Origin of the sequence: Vibrio sp. VPAP30 (assembly GCF_001188205.1) — a bacterium.
Classification (GTDB): Bacteria; Pseudomonadota; Gammaproteobacteria; order Enterobacterales; family Vibrionaceae; genus Vibrio; species Vibrio bivalvicida.
Genome location: NZ_LBLS01000028.1, coordinates 108,265 through 125,767, shown reverse-complemented (window position 1 = coordinate 125,767; position 17,503 = coordinate 108,265). Strand labels below are relative to the sequence as shown.

Genomic DNA, 17,503 nt, shown 5'->3' with positions numbered 1-17,503 from the left:
TCATGGAACAGATTATCAACAAACTTTACGAGCAAGAGTCACTGAGCGAGCAAGAAAGCCAACAGCTTTTTGACGTTATTATCCGCGGTGAGTTAGACCAAATTCTAATGGCGTCAGCCCTAACTGCGCTAAAAATTAAAGGCGAGACCCCAGACGAGATTGCTGGCGCAGCAAAAGCGTTGTTAGCCAATGCGAACCCATTCCCACGACCAGATTATGACTTTGCTGATATTGTAGGAACAGGCGGAGACGGTCATGACACCATCAATATTTCGACCACATCTGCATTTGTCGCAGCCGCATGTGGTTTAAAAGTTGCGAAACATGGTAACCGAAGCGTTTCAAGTAAGTCTGGTTCTTCAGACCTGCTCGATAAATTTGGTATTAACCTAGCGATGAGTGCTGAAGACACGCGCAATGCGGTCGACGAAATCGGCGTCGCATTCTTGTTTGCGCCGCAATATCACAGTGGTGTACGTCACGCGATGCCTGTTCGTCAAACGATGAAAACGCGTACGATCTTCAATATCCTTGGTCCACTAATTAACCCTGCCCGTCCAAACATCGAGCTTATGGGTGTATACAGTAAAGAGTTGGTTCGCCCTATCGCAGAAACCATGCTTAAGATGGGTATGAAGCGAGCAGCGGTTGTCCACGGTAGTGGCTTAGATGAAGTCGCGATTCACGGTGAAACTACAGTAGCAGAAATCAAAGATGGAGCTATTCATGAATACACAGTTTCGCCAGCGGACTTTGGCCTAAGCCAACACCCACTCGAAGCAATTAAGGGCGGCACACCTGAAGAGAACAAGGCTATCACGACTAATATCTTGACGGGTAAAGGCACAGAAGCTCAAGCGGGTGCGGTAGCCGTCAATGTGGGACTACTCATGCGTCTATTTGGTCACGAAGACCTTAAAGCAAACGCAGCGCAAGCTCTTGAAGCGATGAACTCTGGCAAGGCTTATGAGCTAGTGCAGAAATTAGCTGCTCACGCTTAACACCTCGAACAATAAGGTTATGAAAATGACTCAGGTAAAAGAAAAATTATCCGAACACGTTTCTGTTAAAGAAGCCGAGATGGCAGAAGTCTTAGCTAAGATTGTTCGCGACAAGTACCAATGGGTTGCTGAGCGTAAAGAGTCACAGCCACTTGAGACATTCAAAAGTGATCTAACGCCATCAGACCGCAGCTTCTATACAGCGCTAAAACAAAACAACACTGTTTTCATCACCGAATGTAAAAAGGCCTCTCCTTCCAAAGGTTTAATTCGCGATGACTTTGATCTTGATTACATCGCATCAGTTTACAACAACCATGCAAACGCCATTTCGGTGTTAACCGACGAGAAGTACTTTCAAGGCAGCTTCGACTTCTTACCTCAGGTAAGAAAGCAAGCGAAACAGCCAATTCTATGTAAAGACTTTATGGTTGATGCCTATCAGGTTTATTTGGCACGTCACTATAGTGCCGATGCGATTCTGCTAATGCTTTCAGTACTCAATGATGAAGAATATCGTGAGCTGGCTGCGGTGGCTCACTCACTCGATATGGGTGTACTTACTGAAGTCAGTAATGAACAAGAGCTTCACCGCGCTGTAGAGCTAGGGGCGCAGGTAATTGGTATTAACAACCGTAACTTACGTGACCTATCCACAGATCTAAGTCGCACCAAAGAATTGGCGCCGATTATTCGTCAGCTCGCACCTGATGCAACTGTCATCTCTGAGTCTGGAATCTACACCCACCAGCAAGTGAGAGATCTTGCCGAGTTTGCCGACGGTTTCCTCATTGGTAGCTCATTAATGGCAGAAGAGAACCTTGAACTTGCCGTTCGCAAAGTGACATTAGGTGAAAACAAAGTATGTGGTTTGACTCATCCAGATGATGCAGCGAAAGCTTATCAGTCAGGCGCTATTTTTGGTGGTTTGATTTTTGTCGAACAATCTAAACGCTTCGTGTCGTTAGAATCAGCACGACTAACTATGAGTGGTGCACCGCTTAAGTATGTGGGTGTGTTCCAAAACAACCAGCACGAGCAAATCATCGCTACTGTCAACGATCTAGGCCTTTCTGCCGTTCAACTGCATGGCAAAGAAGATCAAGCGTTTGTCGACACATTAAAGGCATCTTTACCTTCTGGTGTTGAAATCTGGAAGGCGTATGGCGTAAGTGAGAGTGTCCCTGAACTTGTCGAGAATAACGTTGACCGTCATTTGCTCGATACTAAAGTCGGCTCTCAAGTCGGTGGTACAGGCTTAGTATTTGATTGGTCATTAATCGCCGACCCTTCGAAAGTGATGTTGGCCGGCGGTATTACACCATTTAACGCGCAGAAGGCCGCGGCTCAAGGCTGCTTAGGATTAGATCTCAACTCGGGGGTTGAACATTCGCCGGGTAAGAAAGATGGCGAAAAGCTAGAACAAGCTTTTGCAGCAATCAGAAATTATTAAGAATTTGTATAGCGCGTTGTATACGCGCTCAAGATTAAAGGAATTTTAACATGGCAAAACTCGATGCCTATTTCGGCGAATATGGTGGTCAGTACGTACCACAAATTTTAGTCCCTGCCCTTGATCAGCTAGAACAAGCGTTTATTGATGCTCAAGAAGACCCTGAGTTTCGCAGTGAATTTATGTCACTGCTCCAAGAGTATGCTGGTCGCCCAACGGCGCTTACACTGACTCGCAACCTGACTAAAGGTACAAAGACCAAGCTTTACCTTAAACGTGAAGACTTGCTTCACGGTGGCGCACACAAAACCAATCAAGTACTGGGTCAAGCGCTACTGGCTAAACGCATGGGCAAGAACGAAATCATCGCTGAAACGGGTGCGGGTCAACACGGTGTGGCAACAGCACTTGCCTGCGCTCTTCTTGGTCTTAAATGTCGCGTATACATGGGAGCAAAAGATGTAGAGCGTCAAAGCCCGAACGTATTCCGTATGAAGCTAATGGGCGCTAAAGTCATCCCTGTTCATTCAGGTTCGGCAACACTGAAAGACGCTTGTAACGAGGCGCTACGTGATTGGTCTGCAACCTACGAGGATGCGCATTATCTGTTAGGTACAGCAGCAGGCCCTCACCCATTCCCAACGATAGTACGTGATTTCCAACGTATGATTGGTGAAGAGACTAAGAACCAGATCCTTGCTCGCGAAGGTCGCCTTCCTGATGCGGTTATCGCCTGTGTTGGCGGCGGTTCAAACGCCATTGGCATGTTTGCAGATTTCATCGAAGAAGAAAGCGTTCGCTTAATTGGTGTTGAACCAGCAGGTAAAGGGATTGATACCGACCAACATGGCGCCCCTCTTAAACATGGTAAGACGGGTATCTTCTTCGGTATGAAGGCACCACTGATGCAAGACCCTAATGGTCAGGTTGAAGAGTCCTACTCAGTTTCTGCTGGATTAGACTTCCCTTCCGTTGGTCCTCAGCACGCGCACCTCAATGCCATTGGCCGTGCAGAATATGACAATGTAACCGACGACGAAGCACTAGACGCTTTCCAAGAGCTTGCTCGTAGTGAAGGTATAATCCCTGCACTTGAGTCTTCTCACGCACTTGCGCACGCACTGCGCATGGCTCGCGAGAATCCAGAGAAAGAACAATTATTGGTAGTTAACCTATCCGGTCGTGGTGACAAAGACATCTTCACCGTACACGCCATCCTAGAAGAAAAAGGAGTGATCTAATGAGTCGTTATGCGAAGATGTTTGAGCGCCTGAACGAAAAAAATCAAGGCGCATTTGTACCCTTTGTAACGGTTTGCGATCCAAACGCAGAGCAGTCTTACAAGATCATGGAAACCCTAGTTGAATCCGGTGCTGATGCTCTTGAATTAGGTATTCCATTTTCAGATCCTTTAGCAGATGGCCCAACTATTCAAGGTGCGAACATTCGCGCTCTAGATTCTGGCGCAACACCTGACATCTGTTTCGAGCAAATCGGCAAAATTCGTGCTAAATACCCAGAACTGCCAATCGGCCTACTGATGTATGCGAACTTGGTTTACTCTCGCGGTATCGAAAACTTCTACCAGCGCTGCGCTCAAGCCGGAATTGATTCCGTTTTGATTGCTGATGTTCCAACCAACGAAAGTGCTGAGTTCGTCGCGGCTGCAGAAAAGCATGGTATTCACCCAATCTTCATCGCACCGCCAACAGCAAGTGACGAAACACTCCAGCAAGTCTCTCAGCTTGGTGGTGGTTATACTTACCTACTGTCTCGTGCAGGTGTAACCGGCGCTGAGACCAAAGCGAATATGCCTGTCGGCGATATGCTAAGCAAACTGAATCAGTTTGATGCACCTCCGGCACTGCTAGGTTTCGGTATTTCTGAGCCAGAACAAGTTAAGCAGGCTCTCGAAGCAGGTGCTGCGGGAGCAATTTCTGGCTCAGCCGTAGTTAAAATCATTGAAAACAATACTGAAAACCCAGCAGAGATGTTAAATCAGCTCGCAAACTTTGTTTCTTCAATGAAGGCTGCAACACAGAAGTAACGTGTTAGCCATCTAAACATCTATGAGATCAGCTTCTTATTGAGTGTAAGAATCTGATCTTTTTTTTAACATTCCTCCACTTATTCAAGCCCTTTGACTCCCTTTCTCTCGACAAATAGTTACTGACAATTGATAGCCTTGGTTTATAGCAAACGTTCTCTTTTGTGCAAAAACTTAACACCAATCAATGAATCGATTATTAATTATTCGAACTATCTATAGCGCATATTGCTAAATGTAAAATTAAAGTGTAAAAAGCAAGACGATATTATTATCCATTGTTAATAAATTAAACGGTGGGTAATTCTTGGACTTTAAAATTTATTAGCACAGAGGTTATGGAAGTGTTAAAAGAAAAGAATTTGCTAAACAACATTGGTGTTCAAGTTGTCATAGCTATGATCCTAGGTACTGCCGTTGGTGCCTTGATGGGGAACAGCGCAACTATGTTCGCTCCACTTGGCGCGATCTTCATCAATCTAATTAAGATGCTAGTTATCCCACTGGTTGCCGTTGCACTAATTTCTGGTGCTGCTGGCCTAGGTAACAGCCAATCCGCTGGTAAAGTTGGTCTGGTAACATTAGGTTACTTTGGTTTAACTTCGGCGCTTGCAGTAGCACTAGCACTGTTTATGGGTGAAGTATTTCAGCCTGGGCTTGGCATCGACGTTTCTGGCGTTGAAGGCATGTTCTCTGCTGAGTACGCTTCTAAAGGTGAACTACCTACTTTTTGGGCAACCATCACTGGTATGATCCCAACCAACGTTTTCCAGTCACTGAACGAAGCAAACATCCTTCAGATCCTAGTTTTCTGTATGTTCTTTGGTATTGCGATTTCTCAGCAATCAAAAGAACGCCGCGAGCCAATCATGAACGGTGTAAACTGTATCGTTGATGCTATGGTTTGGATGATCAACAAGGTGATGATCATTGCACCAATCGGTGTATTCGGCCTTATGGCGGAAGCCGTTGGTACCTTTGGTTTTGCCGCTCTGATGGTCGTGTTCAAACTATTCGTTGTTTACGTGGCTGCTATCCTAATCTTTGGTTTTGTTGCTTACCCACTGATGGTACATATCTTCACTAAGACTTCAGCGAAGAAGTTCCTGACAGCAATGAAGAAGCCTCAAGCGGTTGCACTTTCAACTGCCTCTTCGATGGCAACACTGCCAGTCACCATGGATACTGTTGAGCACGAGCTAGGCGTTAAGAACTCGACTGCGTCATTTGTTCTACCATTGGGCGCAACGATCAACATGTCTGGTAACGCTATTTACTATGGTCTAGTGGCAATCTTCTTTGCTCAGCTGTTCAACATTGACCTAGGTATGGGTGCTTACATCGCAATCATCGTAACATCAACACTTGGTGCCGTTGGTCAGGCTGGTGTTCCAGGTCCATCTTTCTTAGTTGTAGCTGTTCTACTTGCAGCGGGCATTCCAATTGAAGGCCTACCACTACTTTTCGCTCTTGACCGTATCTTCGATATGATTCGTACAGCACTAAACATCACCGGTGATGCAGCGTGTGCAGTGATTGTTGATGCTCTAGTTGAAGAAGAGAAAGAAGCTGAACTAGAAAAACAGCAAGCATAATTTCTGATGCTAATTAAGACGAAGCCACTCGAATGAGTGGCTTTTTAGTTTATGTTTCATCACATAGATTTGAACTGTAGCTCTACTAAACGTTTGTAAAGCTCACAGGTCTCTAGCAACGATTGGTGGTTGCCAACATCCACTAGCCGACCATGATCCAATACCGCAATTTTGTCGGCATGTTTAATGGTAGAAAGCCGATGGGCAATAATGATCGTGGTTCTACCGCGCATTAGCTCTTCCAGAGCCTGCTGAACATAATGTTCGCTTTCGCTATCTAGTGCACTGGTCGCTTCGTCAAGCAAGAGGATATTGGGGTCTTTGAGAATCGCCCTTGCAATCGCTATCCGCTGTCTTTGCCCTCCAGATAAACGAACTCCGCGCTCACCAAGGAAGCTGTTGTACCCTTCTGGCAGATTAGCAATGAAGTCGTGAGCATGTGCTTTCTTAGCCGCTTCTATCACTTGTTCATCTGTCGCTTCAGGATTACCATAGCGGATGTTGTGGAAGACATCATTACTAAACAAAGCAGGTTGCTGAGGTACTAACGCCATCTGATTTCTAAGATCTTGAGGGGCGAAATCTCTAACATCAACACCACCTAACGATACACTGCCTTGCTGCGGGTCATAGAAGCGCTGTAAGAGTTCAAATAAGGTTGTTTTACCTGCTCCTGAAGGCCCAACCAGCGCTAGGACTTTTCCTTCTTCAGCGACTAGATTGAGCTCCTCCATTGCAGGTTGATCCGGACGTGAAGGATAGTGAAAGGAAGCGTCATTGAATGAGACTTCCGCTTTTGGTTTATCAGTGCTTTGGTTTAAGGATTCTGGTGCCGTAATATGGCTCTTAACTTGGAGAATTTCGATCAGGCGCTCGGTGGCACCAGCCGCACGTTGCAGCTCTCCGAGCACTTCGGAAATGGTCGCTAGTGAAGAGGCAACCATGATAGCGTAGAAAACAAATGCAGCTAAATCACCCGCTGACATAACGCCATTAATCACGTCACTGCCACCAACCCATAGCATTCCAGAAATAGCACTAAATACAATCACGATAACCCCCGAGATGAGGATCGCTCGTTGTAAGACGCGTTTACGCCCTATCTCGAACGCTCGCTCTACTCCTTTGGAGAAAAAACGTTTTTCTTGCGCTTCGCGGCTGTAGCTTTGCACAGTTTTAATATGCTCTATCGCCTCACCTGCATAGCTACCAACATCTGCCATCGAATCCTGGCTTTGGCGAGATAGAGCACGTACCCGTCGTCCGTAAAACAGGATCGGAACCAGGATAAATGGCACCGAAGCCAAAACAATAAGGGTTAGTTTAATATTGGTGGCAAATAACATGATTACCGCACCAATACACATTAATGCACTGCGCATCGCCATAGAGAACGAAGAGCCAATAATGCTCTGCAGCAAAGTGGTATCAGTCGTAATTCTCGACATGATATCGCCACTACCATTGGTTTCGAAATAACTTGGGTGAAGAGTGATGATATGGTTGAATACCGCAAGTCGAATGTCAGCACTAACCCGCTCCCCTACCGACGAGACGAGATAGAAACGGAAAAAGGTACCAATGGAGATCAGCAAGGTGACGACAAGGATAAATCCAATCGCACTACCTAGCTCTTGAACCGATTGCTGAGCAAAACCTTGATCAATCAAGATTCTCACCCCTTGACCGACCGACAGTGTTAACGAGGCAGTGACAATTAACGCAATCAAAGCAGCGGCAACCTTCAACTTATAAGGTTTGATAAAGTTGACCAGTTCTAACAATATCCCCAAATTTTTCTTTGGTAACTCTTGAGCCGGATTCGGCTGTTCAAGATTTGGAGCACTTGTTGATTGCATAGTTGTACCTTATTTCCTAATTGGTGACTTGTAACAAAGACGCCTACCTACAATAAGGTATTGGGGTTTGAAGATTGAATAGCAACCCAAGATCTCACCGGATACAAAAAAGCCTGACCGAAGTCAGGCTTATAAATTTAAATGTCTCTTCTCGCGCTTAGAAGAAGTGGAAAGTGGCGTTTAACGAAAAGTTTTTAACGTCTTTTTCTTTCAAGGTAAACACGCTGTAGCTTGCACCCAAAGAAACAGGGCCCATTACGAAGTACTCTGCACCCACACCATACATTATGTCGATTTCGTCTTCTTTAAAATTCGTACCTGTTAGCTCGTAAGAGTGCAGGCCGGCTTTCGCATAAACATGAAGAGGACCGAAATCGATACTTGGCTTTGCCGCAAAGTACACACCCGAACCTTCAAGCTTACCAGTAAAGTTACCGTAAGTAATGTTGTCAAATTCGCCAAAGTCTTGGTAACCCGCTTCAAGACCAATAAGCGGCAGAATACCCGTACCAACGTGCACGTTGTAAGAAGTCGATGAATCATTGGCCAGATCAGCTTGACCTACACTTGCGCCGCCGTAAATCCAAGAGTCCGCAGAAGCTGTGGCTGATGCGCCAATAAGAGCTAGCGCTAGTAGTGTCTTTTTCATAGTAAACCTTCTTTCGTATCAAGGTGCAGGGACTATACTGGCAAGCCCCTGCCGTATTTGTCAAAATTCTGAACTGTATAAATAGTTATGCAATTTGCATACCTAGCAAGCATCTATTGCCATCTTTACACGCTTATCTGAAACCGGATAAGGCGTACCTAATTGTTGAGCAAAGAAACTCACTCGTAATTCTTCTATCATCCAACGCACTTCTTTTACGTTGTCTGGTATCACAACACCTTTTGGAATTTTGTTCAGTAACTCTTTGTAATCATTAGTTACTGACTCGATTTTTAGCATGTGTAAGCGATCTTTATTTGGATCAATTGGCAGCTTTTCCATTCGGCGCTCAATAGCTTTCATATAACGCAAGATATCAGGTAATCGCTTCCATCCGCACTCTGTAGCAAACCCTTTGAAAATCAAATCTTCGATCTGCGCCTTGATATCTGAGAGAGCAAACGCCATGGTAAAGTCGATTTTGCCCTTTAGCTTCTTGTTGATGCTAAATGCTGTGGTCAGAATGGTCTCGACCTGTTGGGCAATTTCTACCACAGTATCACCTAATTCGGCGCGAACATGCTCTTTAAGCAGCTCAAACTGCTCAGGCTGCCAAACTAGACCACCCTTCTGCTCAATCAGTTTATCGACACCACAAGCGATGCAGTCATCGATCAAATCTAGCACCTTGCCGTAAGGGTTAAAGTACAAACCTAATTTCGATTTGTTCGGCAAGTTTGAGTGTAGATACTTAATTGGTGAAGGGACATTGAGTAAAATCAGTCGACGTTGCCCAGCTTGCATGGCTGAAACCTGTTCATACTCGGTTTCGTACAACTTAATCTCTACACTGTCTTTACTGTCTACAATCGCTGGATAAGCTTTAACTTCATACCCACCACGCTTCTGCTGATACACTTTAGGCAGTTCACCAAAGCTCCAGGTATGTAATCCTTGCTGCTCAATGTCGTCGTCTGCCACTTTAGATAAGGTTTCTTGTACCTTGCTTTTTAAGCTCTCTTTAAGCTCATGCAGATCACGGTTTTCTTTCAACTTACGATTACGATGGTCAACAGCGCGGAAGGTCACCTTTAGGTGATCCGGAAGCTGCTCCATGTTCCAATCATCACGCAGTACTTCAACACCTGTCATGCGACGCAGTTCTTTTTCTAGTGAGTCAAGCAGCGGCGCTTCCATCGGGGTTGCGCGCGCCAAAAATGCATCGGCGTAGTTAGGTGCAGGAACAAAATTCTTACGAATTGTTTTCGGCAATGATTTAATAAGGCTTACCACCAACTCATGGCGTAAACCTGGAATCTGCCAATCAAAACCGGCTTGGTCCACTTGGTTCAATATTGGCAACGGCAAATGGACCGTCACACCATCGTTGTCCTCTCCCGGCTCAAACTGGTAGCTGAGCTTGAGCTTTAGTCCACTTTGGTGCCAAAAATTCGGATAGTCTAAGTCAGTGACATGGCTTGCATCACCCTTGAATAGCATCTCTTTTTCAAAGTTCAGCAATTCAGGATTCTCTCTCGCCGCCTTTTTCCACCATGTATCAAAGTGCTTGCCAGAAACCACTTCGGTTCCAACACGCTGATCATAGAAATCAAACAGCTCGTCGTCATCAACAAGAATGTCACGACGACGAGATTTGTGCTCAAGCTCTTCAACTTCTTGCAACAACTTGCGGTTTTGCTTGAAGAACGCGTGTTTGGTCTCCCATTCGCCTTCAACCAGCGCGCTACGGATAAAGATCTCTCGACTGACTGTTTGATCTATGCTTCCGTAATTAACTAAGCGCTTAGGTACAATAGGCACACCATACAACATCACTTTTTCGTGAGCCATTACTGCAGCACGCTTTTTCGACCAATGCGGTTCACTGTAACTGCGCTTGATAAGATGCTTGGCTAAGGGTTCAATCCACTCAGGCTGAATCTTGGCGATAATACGCCCCCACAGCTTAGAGGTTTCCACCAGCTCCGCAGACATAATCCATTTAGGCTGCTTTTTAAATAGCCCAGATGCAGGAAAGATGTGAAAGCGAGCGTTGCGTGCACCTTGGTACTCGTTCTTCTCTGGATCTTTGACACCAATGTGAGACAGCAAACCTACTAAAATTGCACTGTGAACGCTTTGATAGTTGGCAGGCTCATTGTTAAGTTTGAAGTCCATTTCCCGCATCGCTTGGTGCACTTGAAAATAGACATCTTGCCACTCACGGACACGCAAGTAATTCAAGTAGTCCTGTTTGCACTGCTTACGGAATTGGTTGCCAGATAAATTCTTCTGCTGCTTCTGAAGATAGTCCCACAGGTTTACGAACGTCAGGAAATCAGATTCTTCATGGAAGAAACGACGATGTTTATCATCCGACGATTGTTGTTTATCACTTGGACGCTCGCGCGGATCTTGGATAGACAGCGCTGAGGCAATAATCATTAACTCTTTTAAAGCCCCGTATTTTGGCGCTTCAAGGACCATACGCGCTAAACGCGGGTCGATTGGCAACTTAGCTAACTGACGACCAACTGGAGTTAAACGCTTCTTAGGATCTTTGGCTTTTTCATCAATTGCACCAAGCTCTTCAAGCAGCCTGACACCGTCTTGAATGTTACGCTTGTCTGGCGCTTCAACGAATGGGAAGGCTTCAATATCTCCCAAACCTAACGCGGTCATCTGCAAGATGACTGAAGCTAAGTTGGTACGTAAAATTTCTGGATCGGTAAACTCTGGGCGTGAGTTGTAATCATCTTCGGAGTACAGGCGGATACAGATACCCTCCTCTACACGACCACAACGACCTTTACGCTGATTAGCACTCGCTTGAGAAACTGGCTCAATCGGCAGACGCTGTACTTTAGTTCGGTAGCTATATCGACTGATACGAGCGGTACCCGGATCAATCACATATTTTATGCCCGGTACAGTGAGAGAGGTTTCGGCGACGTTGGTTGCCAGTACGATGCGACGACCAGCGTGAGGCTGAAAAATCTTGTTTTGCTCACCCGCAGAGAGTCGCGCGTAAAGCGGCACAATTTCGGTACTTTTTAGATTACGTTTGGCTAACGCATCTGCGGTATCACGAATCTCACGCTCACCGTTCATAAAGATAAGGATATCGCCCAAACCTTCATCACATAGCTCATCAACGGCCTCGAAAATACCTTCCAGCTGGTCACGATCGACATCATCATCACCACGCAATGGACGATAGCGCGTTTCAACCGGATAGGTGCGCCCTGATACTTCAATAATTGGCGCATCACTAAAGTGTTTTGAGAAACGTTCTGGGTCGATGGTGGCCGAAGTAATAATGATTTTCAGATCTGGACGACGCGGTAAAAGCTCTCGTAGATAGCCCAAGATAAAGTCGATGTTTAGGCTTCGCTCGTGCGCTTCATCGATGATGATGGTGTCATACTGATTCAGATAGCGATCGTGTTGAATCTCTGCCAACAAGATACCGTCCGTCATCAGTTTGATTTGCGTATTTTCAGATATTTGATCGTTAAAGCGCACCTTGTAGCCGACGTACTCACCAAGTTTGGTTTCCATCTCTTCAGCAATTCGATTTGCCACAGAACGCGCCGCCAAACGGCGAGGCTGGGTATGACCAATCAAGCCAAATCTTCCGCGACCAAGCTCGGCACAAATCTTAGGTAATTGAGTCGTTTTACCTGAGCCCGTTTCACCCGCAATAATCACTACTTGATTGTGCTCGATCGCTTGCGCAATATCATCTTTCTTTTGGCTTACTGGCAGGATCTCAGGATATTCAATCTTTGGGGTGTAATTGGTGCGCTGATCTACTTCCATCATAGATTTGGCAATATCGAGCGCGATCTCATCAAACACCGCATTGCGAGAGGCTTCTTTTTTAATTTTGTTTGCCCCTGAAATACGTTTGCTTAGACGAAATCTATCTTTCAGCATGCACTGATTCAGCGCTTTGCGAAGAGAAGAGGCATTGTTAGCCTGAACTTGGCTATCCGCCGCTTTTGATTTATCTGGCTGTGACGAAGTCAAAGCGTTTCCTATTCTTATCTTGATCTAAAACGTGCGAATTGTATCACAGAATACAGGAAGTGGTTGGGTAAGCCTGTGCTTTATTTATTCGTCACAAAGGCTTACAGGATGTATGATTAAGCCAGCCTTGTTGCTCAGTAGCGTATTTATCCAACCACTCAAGAGCAGCTTGATTGACTGATAGTTTGTCTACATCAGCGAGAAGCGCCGCGGACGCAACATGTTGATTTGTCAGTTTGAAAGTAGATACAATATCAAAGGTGCACAAAGACTTCTCTTGCAGTTTGTTGGAAACTGCTGTTTTTAGCCAACCACCTTTGGGATTGCCACAATCCCAGTTGAACTTGCTGTTCACTCCCCATTCAGGCTCAAGTTCACACTCCTTACTGTACGGCGGAAACTCAACAAAACTCCCGTCATACTTCGCCTCTACCCAATTGGGTGACCAATTAAAGATCAACAGAGGTCGTTTGACCTTAACGTAGCTATGTATCTTATTGTTGATTGATTCACCATCTGGCAAAATATGTACTTGCAAATCCAATTCTAACGCCCTGACTCTTGCCGCATCGGGCTTTTCCCACGGACCTGTGTAATAGATACCTTTATCCCCTTCGTCCTCAGAAAATACTGAAGCACAAGATTTTAGAGCCTCCCATTTAGGTAGGCCAGGGCATAGTTGTTCTACGTAACTTGGGTACCACCACTCTTCTCGTGTTTCGGCGTAATGAGTCGCTCCCTCTTGTATAAACCCTTTTGTCACAAGCTCTTCGTACTTTGTCCCCATTGAGCCTTGCCAAACTTCAACCTGAATGTCTGCTTTACCTTGCGCAAGCAGAAACCATTGGGCATCAGATGTTGCATGAATGAACTCAACTTCAATCCCCTGTCGCTCAATAAGTATTCCTAAAGCCTTTGTAATGACTTGCTGACTACTCCAATCTAGCGACAACAAACGAATAGACTCACTAGATATCGGTGAAGTTACCAACAAAGCAAGCACAAATAGGAGGACTTTTCGCATCAGTTACCTCCATTATGATTATGCTGCTACGTATAAGAGTAGGACAAATTCACTTCCCCAACCGATACCGCGCCCCTAGAAACAGAAAGAGCAGCAAAATTGCTGCTCCTTGGTGTTTGTTTAGAAGTCTATTTGTAAATAAAGAGTGTTGTAGTTACTGCCGCCTTTGATACGCCCATACTGGGAAGCACTTTCAAATATCGCACTGCGATGATGAATCGAATAACCCAACCACATATTTTCGAAGTCTCGGTTGTTGATTAGATCACCAAGATTGACATCAAACGAAAAATCTAAGTAATTAAGCAAGTTACTAGGTGTGTACCCTTTTGACTTCATCTCTTCGTTCTCGACATACGTCATACTGTCGATATAAGACATCCCCTCAGCCACACCAAAGCGCCACTTGGTTGGCCAATCCAAGGTGTAGTAAGCCTTTATCGCCGCAATATATTCAGTCGCCGTTGACTGCACTTCAGATGACCAATGATGAACAATACCCGGCGTAAAATAGATATCTAAAGGAATACCGAACAGTTCATCAGTTAAAGGGTGACCATAAAACACCGAAGTCATCTGGTTATTGTACGGATCTTTTTCAGTATTAAAGGCAATAATCTCACCAATATTTGAAGGCGTTGCCCAACCATGGGAAAAACGAACATAACGTTTACTAGTAAGCTGAGATTTAGGCGCTTTCGTCTTATCATTAAAGAATCCAAAGCCAATATAAAACTCACCTTGATACCGTTCTCTGACGGCATCAGAGTGGTACGCGCTATGATCTAGTCGAGTCACACTCGTGGCTCCAAGTAGATAGAGATTTGAGTGTACGTGGTAACGCGCTTTTAGTCCTATTGTTGCGTCAACCCCTGCACCAATAAACTGATTGGTAGTGGCGGAAAAAGCGTAGTACTCACTGTTAAAGTCTGAGTCTTTGTATCTCAACGTCACATCAGGCTGCAGCTCCCAATCACCAAGCTCGTACTGGGCTGACGCTCGCAGATTGAGATGAATACGCAGATCTTTGTCGCTCATCAATTCCGTGTCGAGCCGCCACTTGTCATCCAGTTTGTATCTGAGCTGACCACCGAAATCAACAGAATCACCTTCATTGGCATTTTGTACCGAAGCCGGGATATCGACAAAACGTAGCCTCATCAGTGCATTCAACTGGAACTGTTGATCTTCACTTTGATGAAGGTATGCTCCCCCCTCAAGGCCATTGACAAACACGTGGTCATTATTGAAGAACATCATAGGCACAAATGTACCGACAGAATGATCACCACCTTTAGTATCAAATGGGATGGTGGCGGTGCGATAGACTGCGGCTATCCCCCAATTTTGTTCGCTAAACGCACTTGACTCTTTAGCATCCAGTGACGCTGACATCAAACTACTAACAGAAAGAGTTAACGCGGATAAACGTTTATTAGTTATCATTTTTTGTCCAAAAGTGACTAAAGCACTCAAAAACTAACCAATTAAAACAGTTAATACTTATGTTTCTCGGTCATTCGTCGTTAAAATATAAAGATATGATCACTTAAATCGAAAAATTGTGAAAGCCTCCAAACTAAAAAGAATAATCGAGTCCTTACCAGAGCACGCAGATCCAGATATTGTCACTGGAGAGTATTGGTTGCCTGAACGCTTGCTCGACACAGAACTCGACGGTGACATGATGTTTTTGTCCTTCGACAGCGCTCCAGAAGAAACACAGGGCGAAGAGGAAGGACGGGGGTTTGTCGAACACGAAATAGAAATGATTCGTCACCGATTCGAGCAAATCATTGAAGAACAGTCTGATACAAAAACCAAAGCAGATGCCATGTTGGCTTTATTTTTGATGGGACATGAACTTTCTAGTTCAGAAATCATCGAAATCCTTGAAGATCCCGAACTCCCTGAGCCACCAACTGAGTAGTGAATGAATAACAGTGTACCTTTCCTAATTGCCGGACCTATCTTACGTAAGACCACCCCAAACGAACTCGTTTTTTGGCTCGTGACCAGTGAACCGATTAGCGGTCGGTTTGTGCTAAAATTGGAACCTCAGTTAGGGGATGTCTTCTCACAAGATCTCAGCCAGTGCCAGCAATTGGCTATCGGTAAACGTTGTTATGTAACGCTGGCTCAATTTAAGGGCGACTTCCCTACCCATGTCGCGCTTAGCTATGAATTTCATACCCAACATGGTGCTCTGACATCGCTATACCCTGATCTCCTATACCAAGATGAGCAGAGCCTAACCTTTAAGATCTCAACTAAAGCTGACTACATACTTCATGGCTCATGTCGTAACCCACATCACCCGAGCCAAGATGCTTTGGTTCAAATGGACGCAAAAGTAGCAACTCAATCATTGCCAGAACGTCCCGATCTACTAATGATGAGTGGTGACCAGATTTACGCTGACCACGTTGCAGGGCCTACCTTAGATGCCATCTTACAAACCATTATATTACTTGGTCTGCCAGACGAACAGTTCGCACAAGCTCCCATCAAATCGAGCCAAGAATTATATACTCACCCTGACTGTTATTATGGCCGTGACAAGATACTACCGCACTATGTCGATGACGGCAGTTGGCTGACTAAACTGTTTCCTCACCGTAACGCCCCTATTTTCAGTTCACGTGAAGCGGAGAATCATCTAGTCACATTTTCAGAATTCGTTGCCATGTACCTATTGGTGTGGTCTCCCACGCTTTGGCCTTATCTCAACCTAAACAATTTGCTGGACAAGAAGTTTACTCATGCAGATAAACGCATTTCTCCTACGTTTCAGCAGCAGTGGCGCGAAGAAAAAACGGTTATCGATGAATTCGTAGAAGGCTTACCTCAAATCCAAAGACTGTTTGCCCACATCCCGACTTACATGATATTTGATGACCACGACATCACCGATGATTGGAACTTGACCATCGGCTGGGAAAGAGCCGCCTATGGCAATGCGTTTTCTAGTCGTATCATTGGTAATGGACTGATTGCGTACTGGCTTTGCCAAGGATGGGGCAATGAACCAGACAACTTCAACCAAGAATTTATTTCCATCGCTACGCGATTTCTAGAACAACCCGGCGGCCAACAGCAAAATGACTTTATAAAGTATCTCTATACCTTTGAGCGTTGGCACTACACGATTCACTGCTCGCCTAAAGTAGTCGTACTTGATACTCGTACCCGTCGTTGGCGCTCTGAATCTCGTATGAACAAGCCTTCTGGTTTAATGGACTGGGAAGCACTGGTTGAGTTTCAGCAAGAACTGATGCATCAGGATAAAGTGGTCATTGTCTCTGCTGCTCCTATGTTTGGGGTTAAGTTTATCGAGGCTCTACAGAAAGGCGCGACAGTTTTAGGCCAACCGCTACTAATTGATGCCGAGAACTGGATGGCTCACCCCGGAAGCGCCAATACGCTATTGAGTATTTTCACCCATACTAAAACACCAACGAATTTCGTCATTTTGTCCGGCGATGTGCACTACTCTTTTGCTTACGATATTAAGCTTAGGTTCAGACGCAGCAGTCCAAACATTTTTCAGATCACCTGTAGCGGGTTCAAAAACCAGTTTCCAGAGCCTTTACTCGGTGTTTGTGATCATGCTGATAGGTTACTGTATTCACCGCGCTCTCCGCTTAATTTCTTTACCAAGCGCAAGAGACTTAAAATTAAAAAACGTGACCCCAACGGCGAAGGAACGCGCCGTCTTGTGAATACCAGTGCCGTCGGCGAACTTAAGTTGGATAAGCAAGGCAAACCAGAACGAATCTCCATCCTTACTGGTGATGGACGGGAGTGGGATTTTCCACCGATAAAAGAAAAGTAAGGTTTTTG

General features: G+C 45.2%; 12 protein-coding genes. 7 read left to right on the top strand and 5 right to left on the bottom strand.

Features of this window, described 5'->3' with window-relative positions; genetic code table 11:
- The first annotated feature begins 2 nt into the window (after positions 1-2).
- The 5 genes from trpD to ZX61_RS12875 all read left to right on the top strand — a co-directional run bounded on the left by trpD (position 3) and on the right by ZX61_RS12875 (position 6,096).
- Positions 3-1,001 (top strand): anthranilate phosphoribosyltransferase, encoded by a 999-nt coding sequence (gene trpD, locus ZX61_RS12895; protein WP_049845037.1) that lies wholly within the window; start codon positions 3-5, stop codon positions 999-1,001.
- Positions 1,002-1,026: 25 nt separating this feature from the next.
- A complete protein-coding gene (gene trpCF, locus ZX61_RS12890; protein ID WP_049845036.1) occupies positions 1,027-2,454 on the top strand; it encodes a bifunctional indole-3-glycerol-phosphate synthase TrpC/phosphoribosylanthranilate isomerase TrpF in 1,428 nt (475 codons plus the stop codon).
- Between the two features lie 50 nt (positions 2,455-2,504).
- On the top strand, positions 2,505-3,695 hold the full coding sequence (gene trpB / locus ZX61_RS12885) for a tryptophan synthase subunit beta (RefSeq protein WP_049845035.1): 1,191 nt from the start codon (positions 2,505-2,507) through the stop codon (positions 3,693-3,695).
- Positions 3,695-4,501 (top strand): tryptophan synthase subunit alpha, encoded by an 807-nt coding sequence (trpA, locus tag ZX61_RS12880; protein WP_004743949.1) that lies wholly within the window; start codon positions 3,695-3,697, stop codon positions 4,499-4,501. Before trpB ends, trpA begins: the two co-directional genes overlap by 1 nt.
- Before the next feature lie 338 nt (positions 4,502-4,839).
- Positions 4,840-6,096 carry a dicarboxylate/amino acid:cation symporter gene (locus ZX61_RS12875; RefSeq protein ID WP_049845034.1) on the top strand — a complete coding sequence of 419 codons (1,257 nt, stop codon included), beginning with the start codon at positions 4,840-4,842 and terminating at the stop codon, positions 6,094-6,096.
- 59 nt (positions 6,097-6,155) lie between these two features.
- On the opposite strand, the gene ZX61_RS12870 is transcribed toward ZX61_RS12875, so the two are convergent.
- From ZX61_RS12870 to ZX61_RS12850, 5 genes are all read right to left on the bottom strand, one after another.
- Complete coding sequence (locus tag ZX61_RS12870; RefSeq protein ID WP_049845033.1) at positions 6,156-7,955, bottom strand: ABC transporter ATP-binding protein/permease; 1,800 nt, start codon at positions 7,953-7,955, stop codon at positions 6,156-6,158.
- A 157-nt stretch (positions 7,956-8,112) separates the two neighbouring features.
- Complete coding sequence (locus ZX61_RS12865) at positions 8,113-8,604, bottom strand: outer membrane beta-barrel protein (RefSeq protein ID WP_049845032.1); 492 nt, start codon at positions 8,602-8,604, stop codon at positions 8,113-8,115.
- A gap of 102 nt (positions 8,605-8,706) precedes the next feature.
- Positions 8,707-12,636, bottom strand: coding sequence for an ATP-dependent RNA helicase HrpA (gene hrpA, locus ZX61_RS12860; RefSeq protein ID WP_082173479.1), 3,930 nt, complete (start codon positions 12,634-12,636; stop codon positions 8,707-8,709).
- Positions 12,637-12,727: 91 nt separating this feature from the next.
- Positions 12,728-13,660, bottom strand: a complete 933-nt coding sequence (locus ZX61_RS12855) for an ABC transporter substrate-binding protein (protein WP_049845031.1) — start codon at positions 13,658-13,660, stop codon at positions 12,728-12,730.
- Positions 13,661-13,780: 120 nt separating this feature from the next.
- Complete coding sequence (locus ZX61_RS12850; RefSeq protein ID WP_408058743.1) at positions 13,781-15,055, bottom strand: MipA/OmpV family protein; 1,275 nt, start codon at positions 15,053-15,055, stop codon at positions 13,781-13,783.
- A 169-nt stretch (positions 15,056-15,224) separates the two neighbouring features.
- Here ZX61_RS12850 and ZX61_RS12845 point away from each other — a divergent pair, with 169 nt between their 5' ends.
- Positions 15,225-15,590: a hypothetical protein gene (locus tag ZX61_RS12845; protein WP_049845029.1), complete on the top strand. Its 366-nt coding sequence runs from the start codon at positions 15,225-15,227 to the stop codon at positions 15,588-15,590.
- Between the two features lie 3 nt (positions 15,591-15,593).
- Positions 15,594-17,495 carry a hypothetical protein gene (locus ZX61_RS12840; protein WP_049845028.1) on the top strand — a complete coding sequence of 634 codons (1,902 nt, stop codon included), beginning with the start codon at positions 15,594-15,596 and terminating at the stop codon, positions 17,493-17,495.
- The last annotated feature ends 8 nt before the right edge of the window (positions 17,496-17,503 follow it).

Excerpts from the sequence above, each read along its gene's own strand:
- trpD (WP_049845037.1), top strand. The coding sequence starts at position 3 with ATGGAACAGATTATCAACAAACTTTACGAGCAAGAGTCACTGAGCGAG.
- trpCF (WP_049845036.1), top strand. The coding sequence starts at position 1,027 with ATGACTCAGGTAAAAGAAAAATTATCCGAACACGTTTCTGTTAAAGAA.
- trpB (WP_049845035.1), top strand. The coding sequence starts at position 2,505 with ATGGCAAAACTCGATGCCTATTTCGGCGAATATGGTGGTCAGTACGTA.
- trpA (WP_004743949.1), top strand. The coding sequence starts at position 3,695 with ATGAGTCGTTATGCGAAGATGTTTGAGCGCCTGAACGAAAAAAATCAA.
- ZX61_RS12875 (WP_049845034.1), top strand. The coding sequence starts at position 4,840 with ATGGAAGTGTTAAAAGAAAAGAATTTGCTAAACAACATTGGTGTTCAA.
- ZX61_RS12870 (WP_049845033.1), bottom strand. The coding sequence starts at position 7,955 with ATGCAATCAACAAGTGCTCCAAATCTTGAACAGCCGAATCCGGCTCAA.
- ZX61_RS12865 (WP_049845032.1), bottom strand. The coding sequence starts at position 8,604 with ATGAAAAAGACACTACTAGCGCTAGCTCTTATTGGCGCATCAGCCACA.
- ZX61_RS12855 (WP_049845031.1), bottom strand. The coding sequence starts at position 13,660 with ATGCGAAAAGTCCTCCTATTTGTGCTTGCTTTGTTGGTAACTTCACCG.
- ZX61_RS12850 (WP_408058743.1), bottom strand. The coding sequence starts at position 15,055 with ATGTCAGCGTCACTGGATGCTAAAGAGTCAAGTGCGTTTAGCGAACAA.
- ZX61_RS12840 (WP_049845028.1), top strand. The coding sequence starts at position 15,594 with ATGAATAACAGTGTACCTTTCCTAATTGCCGGACCTATCTTACGTAAG.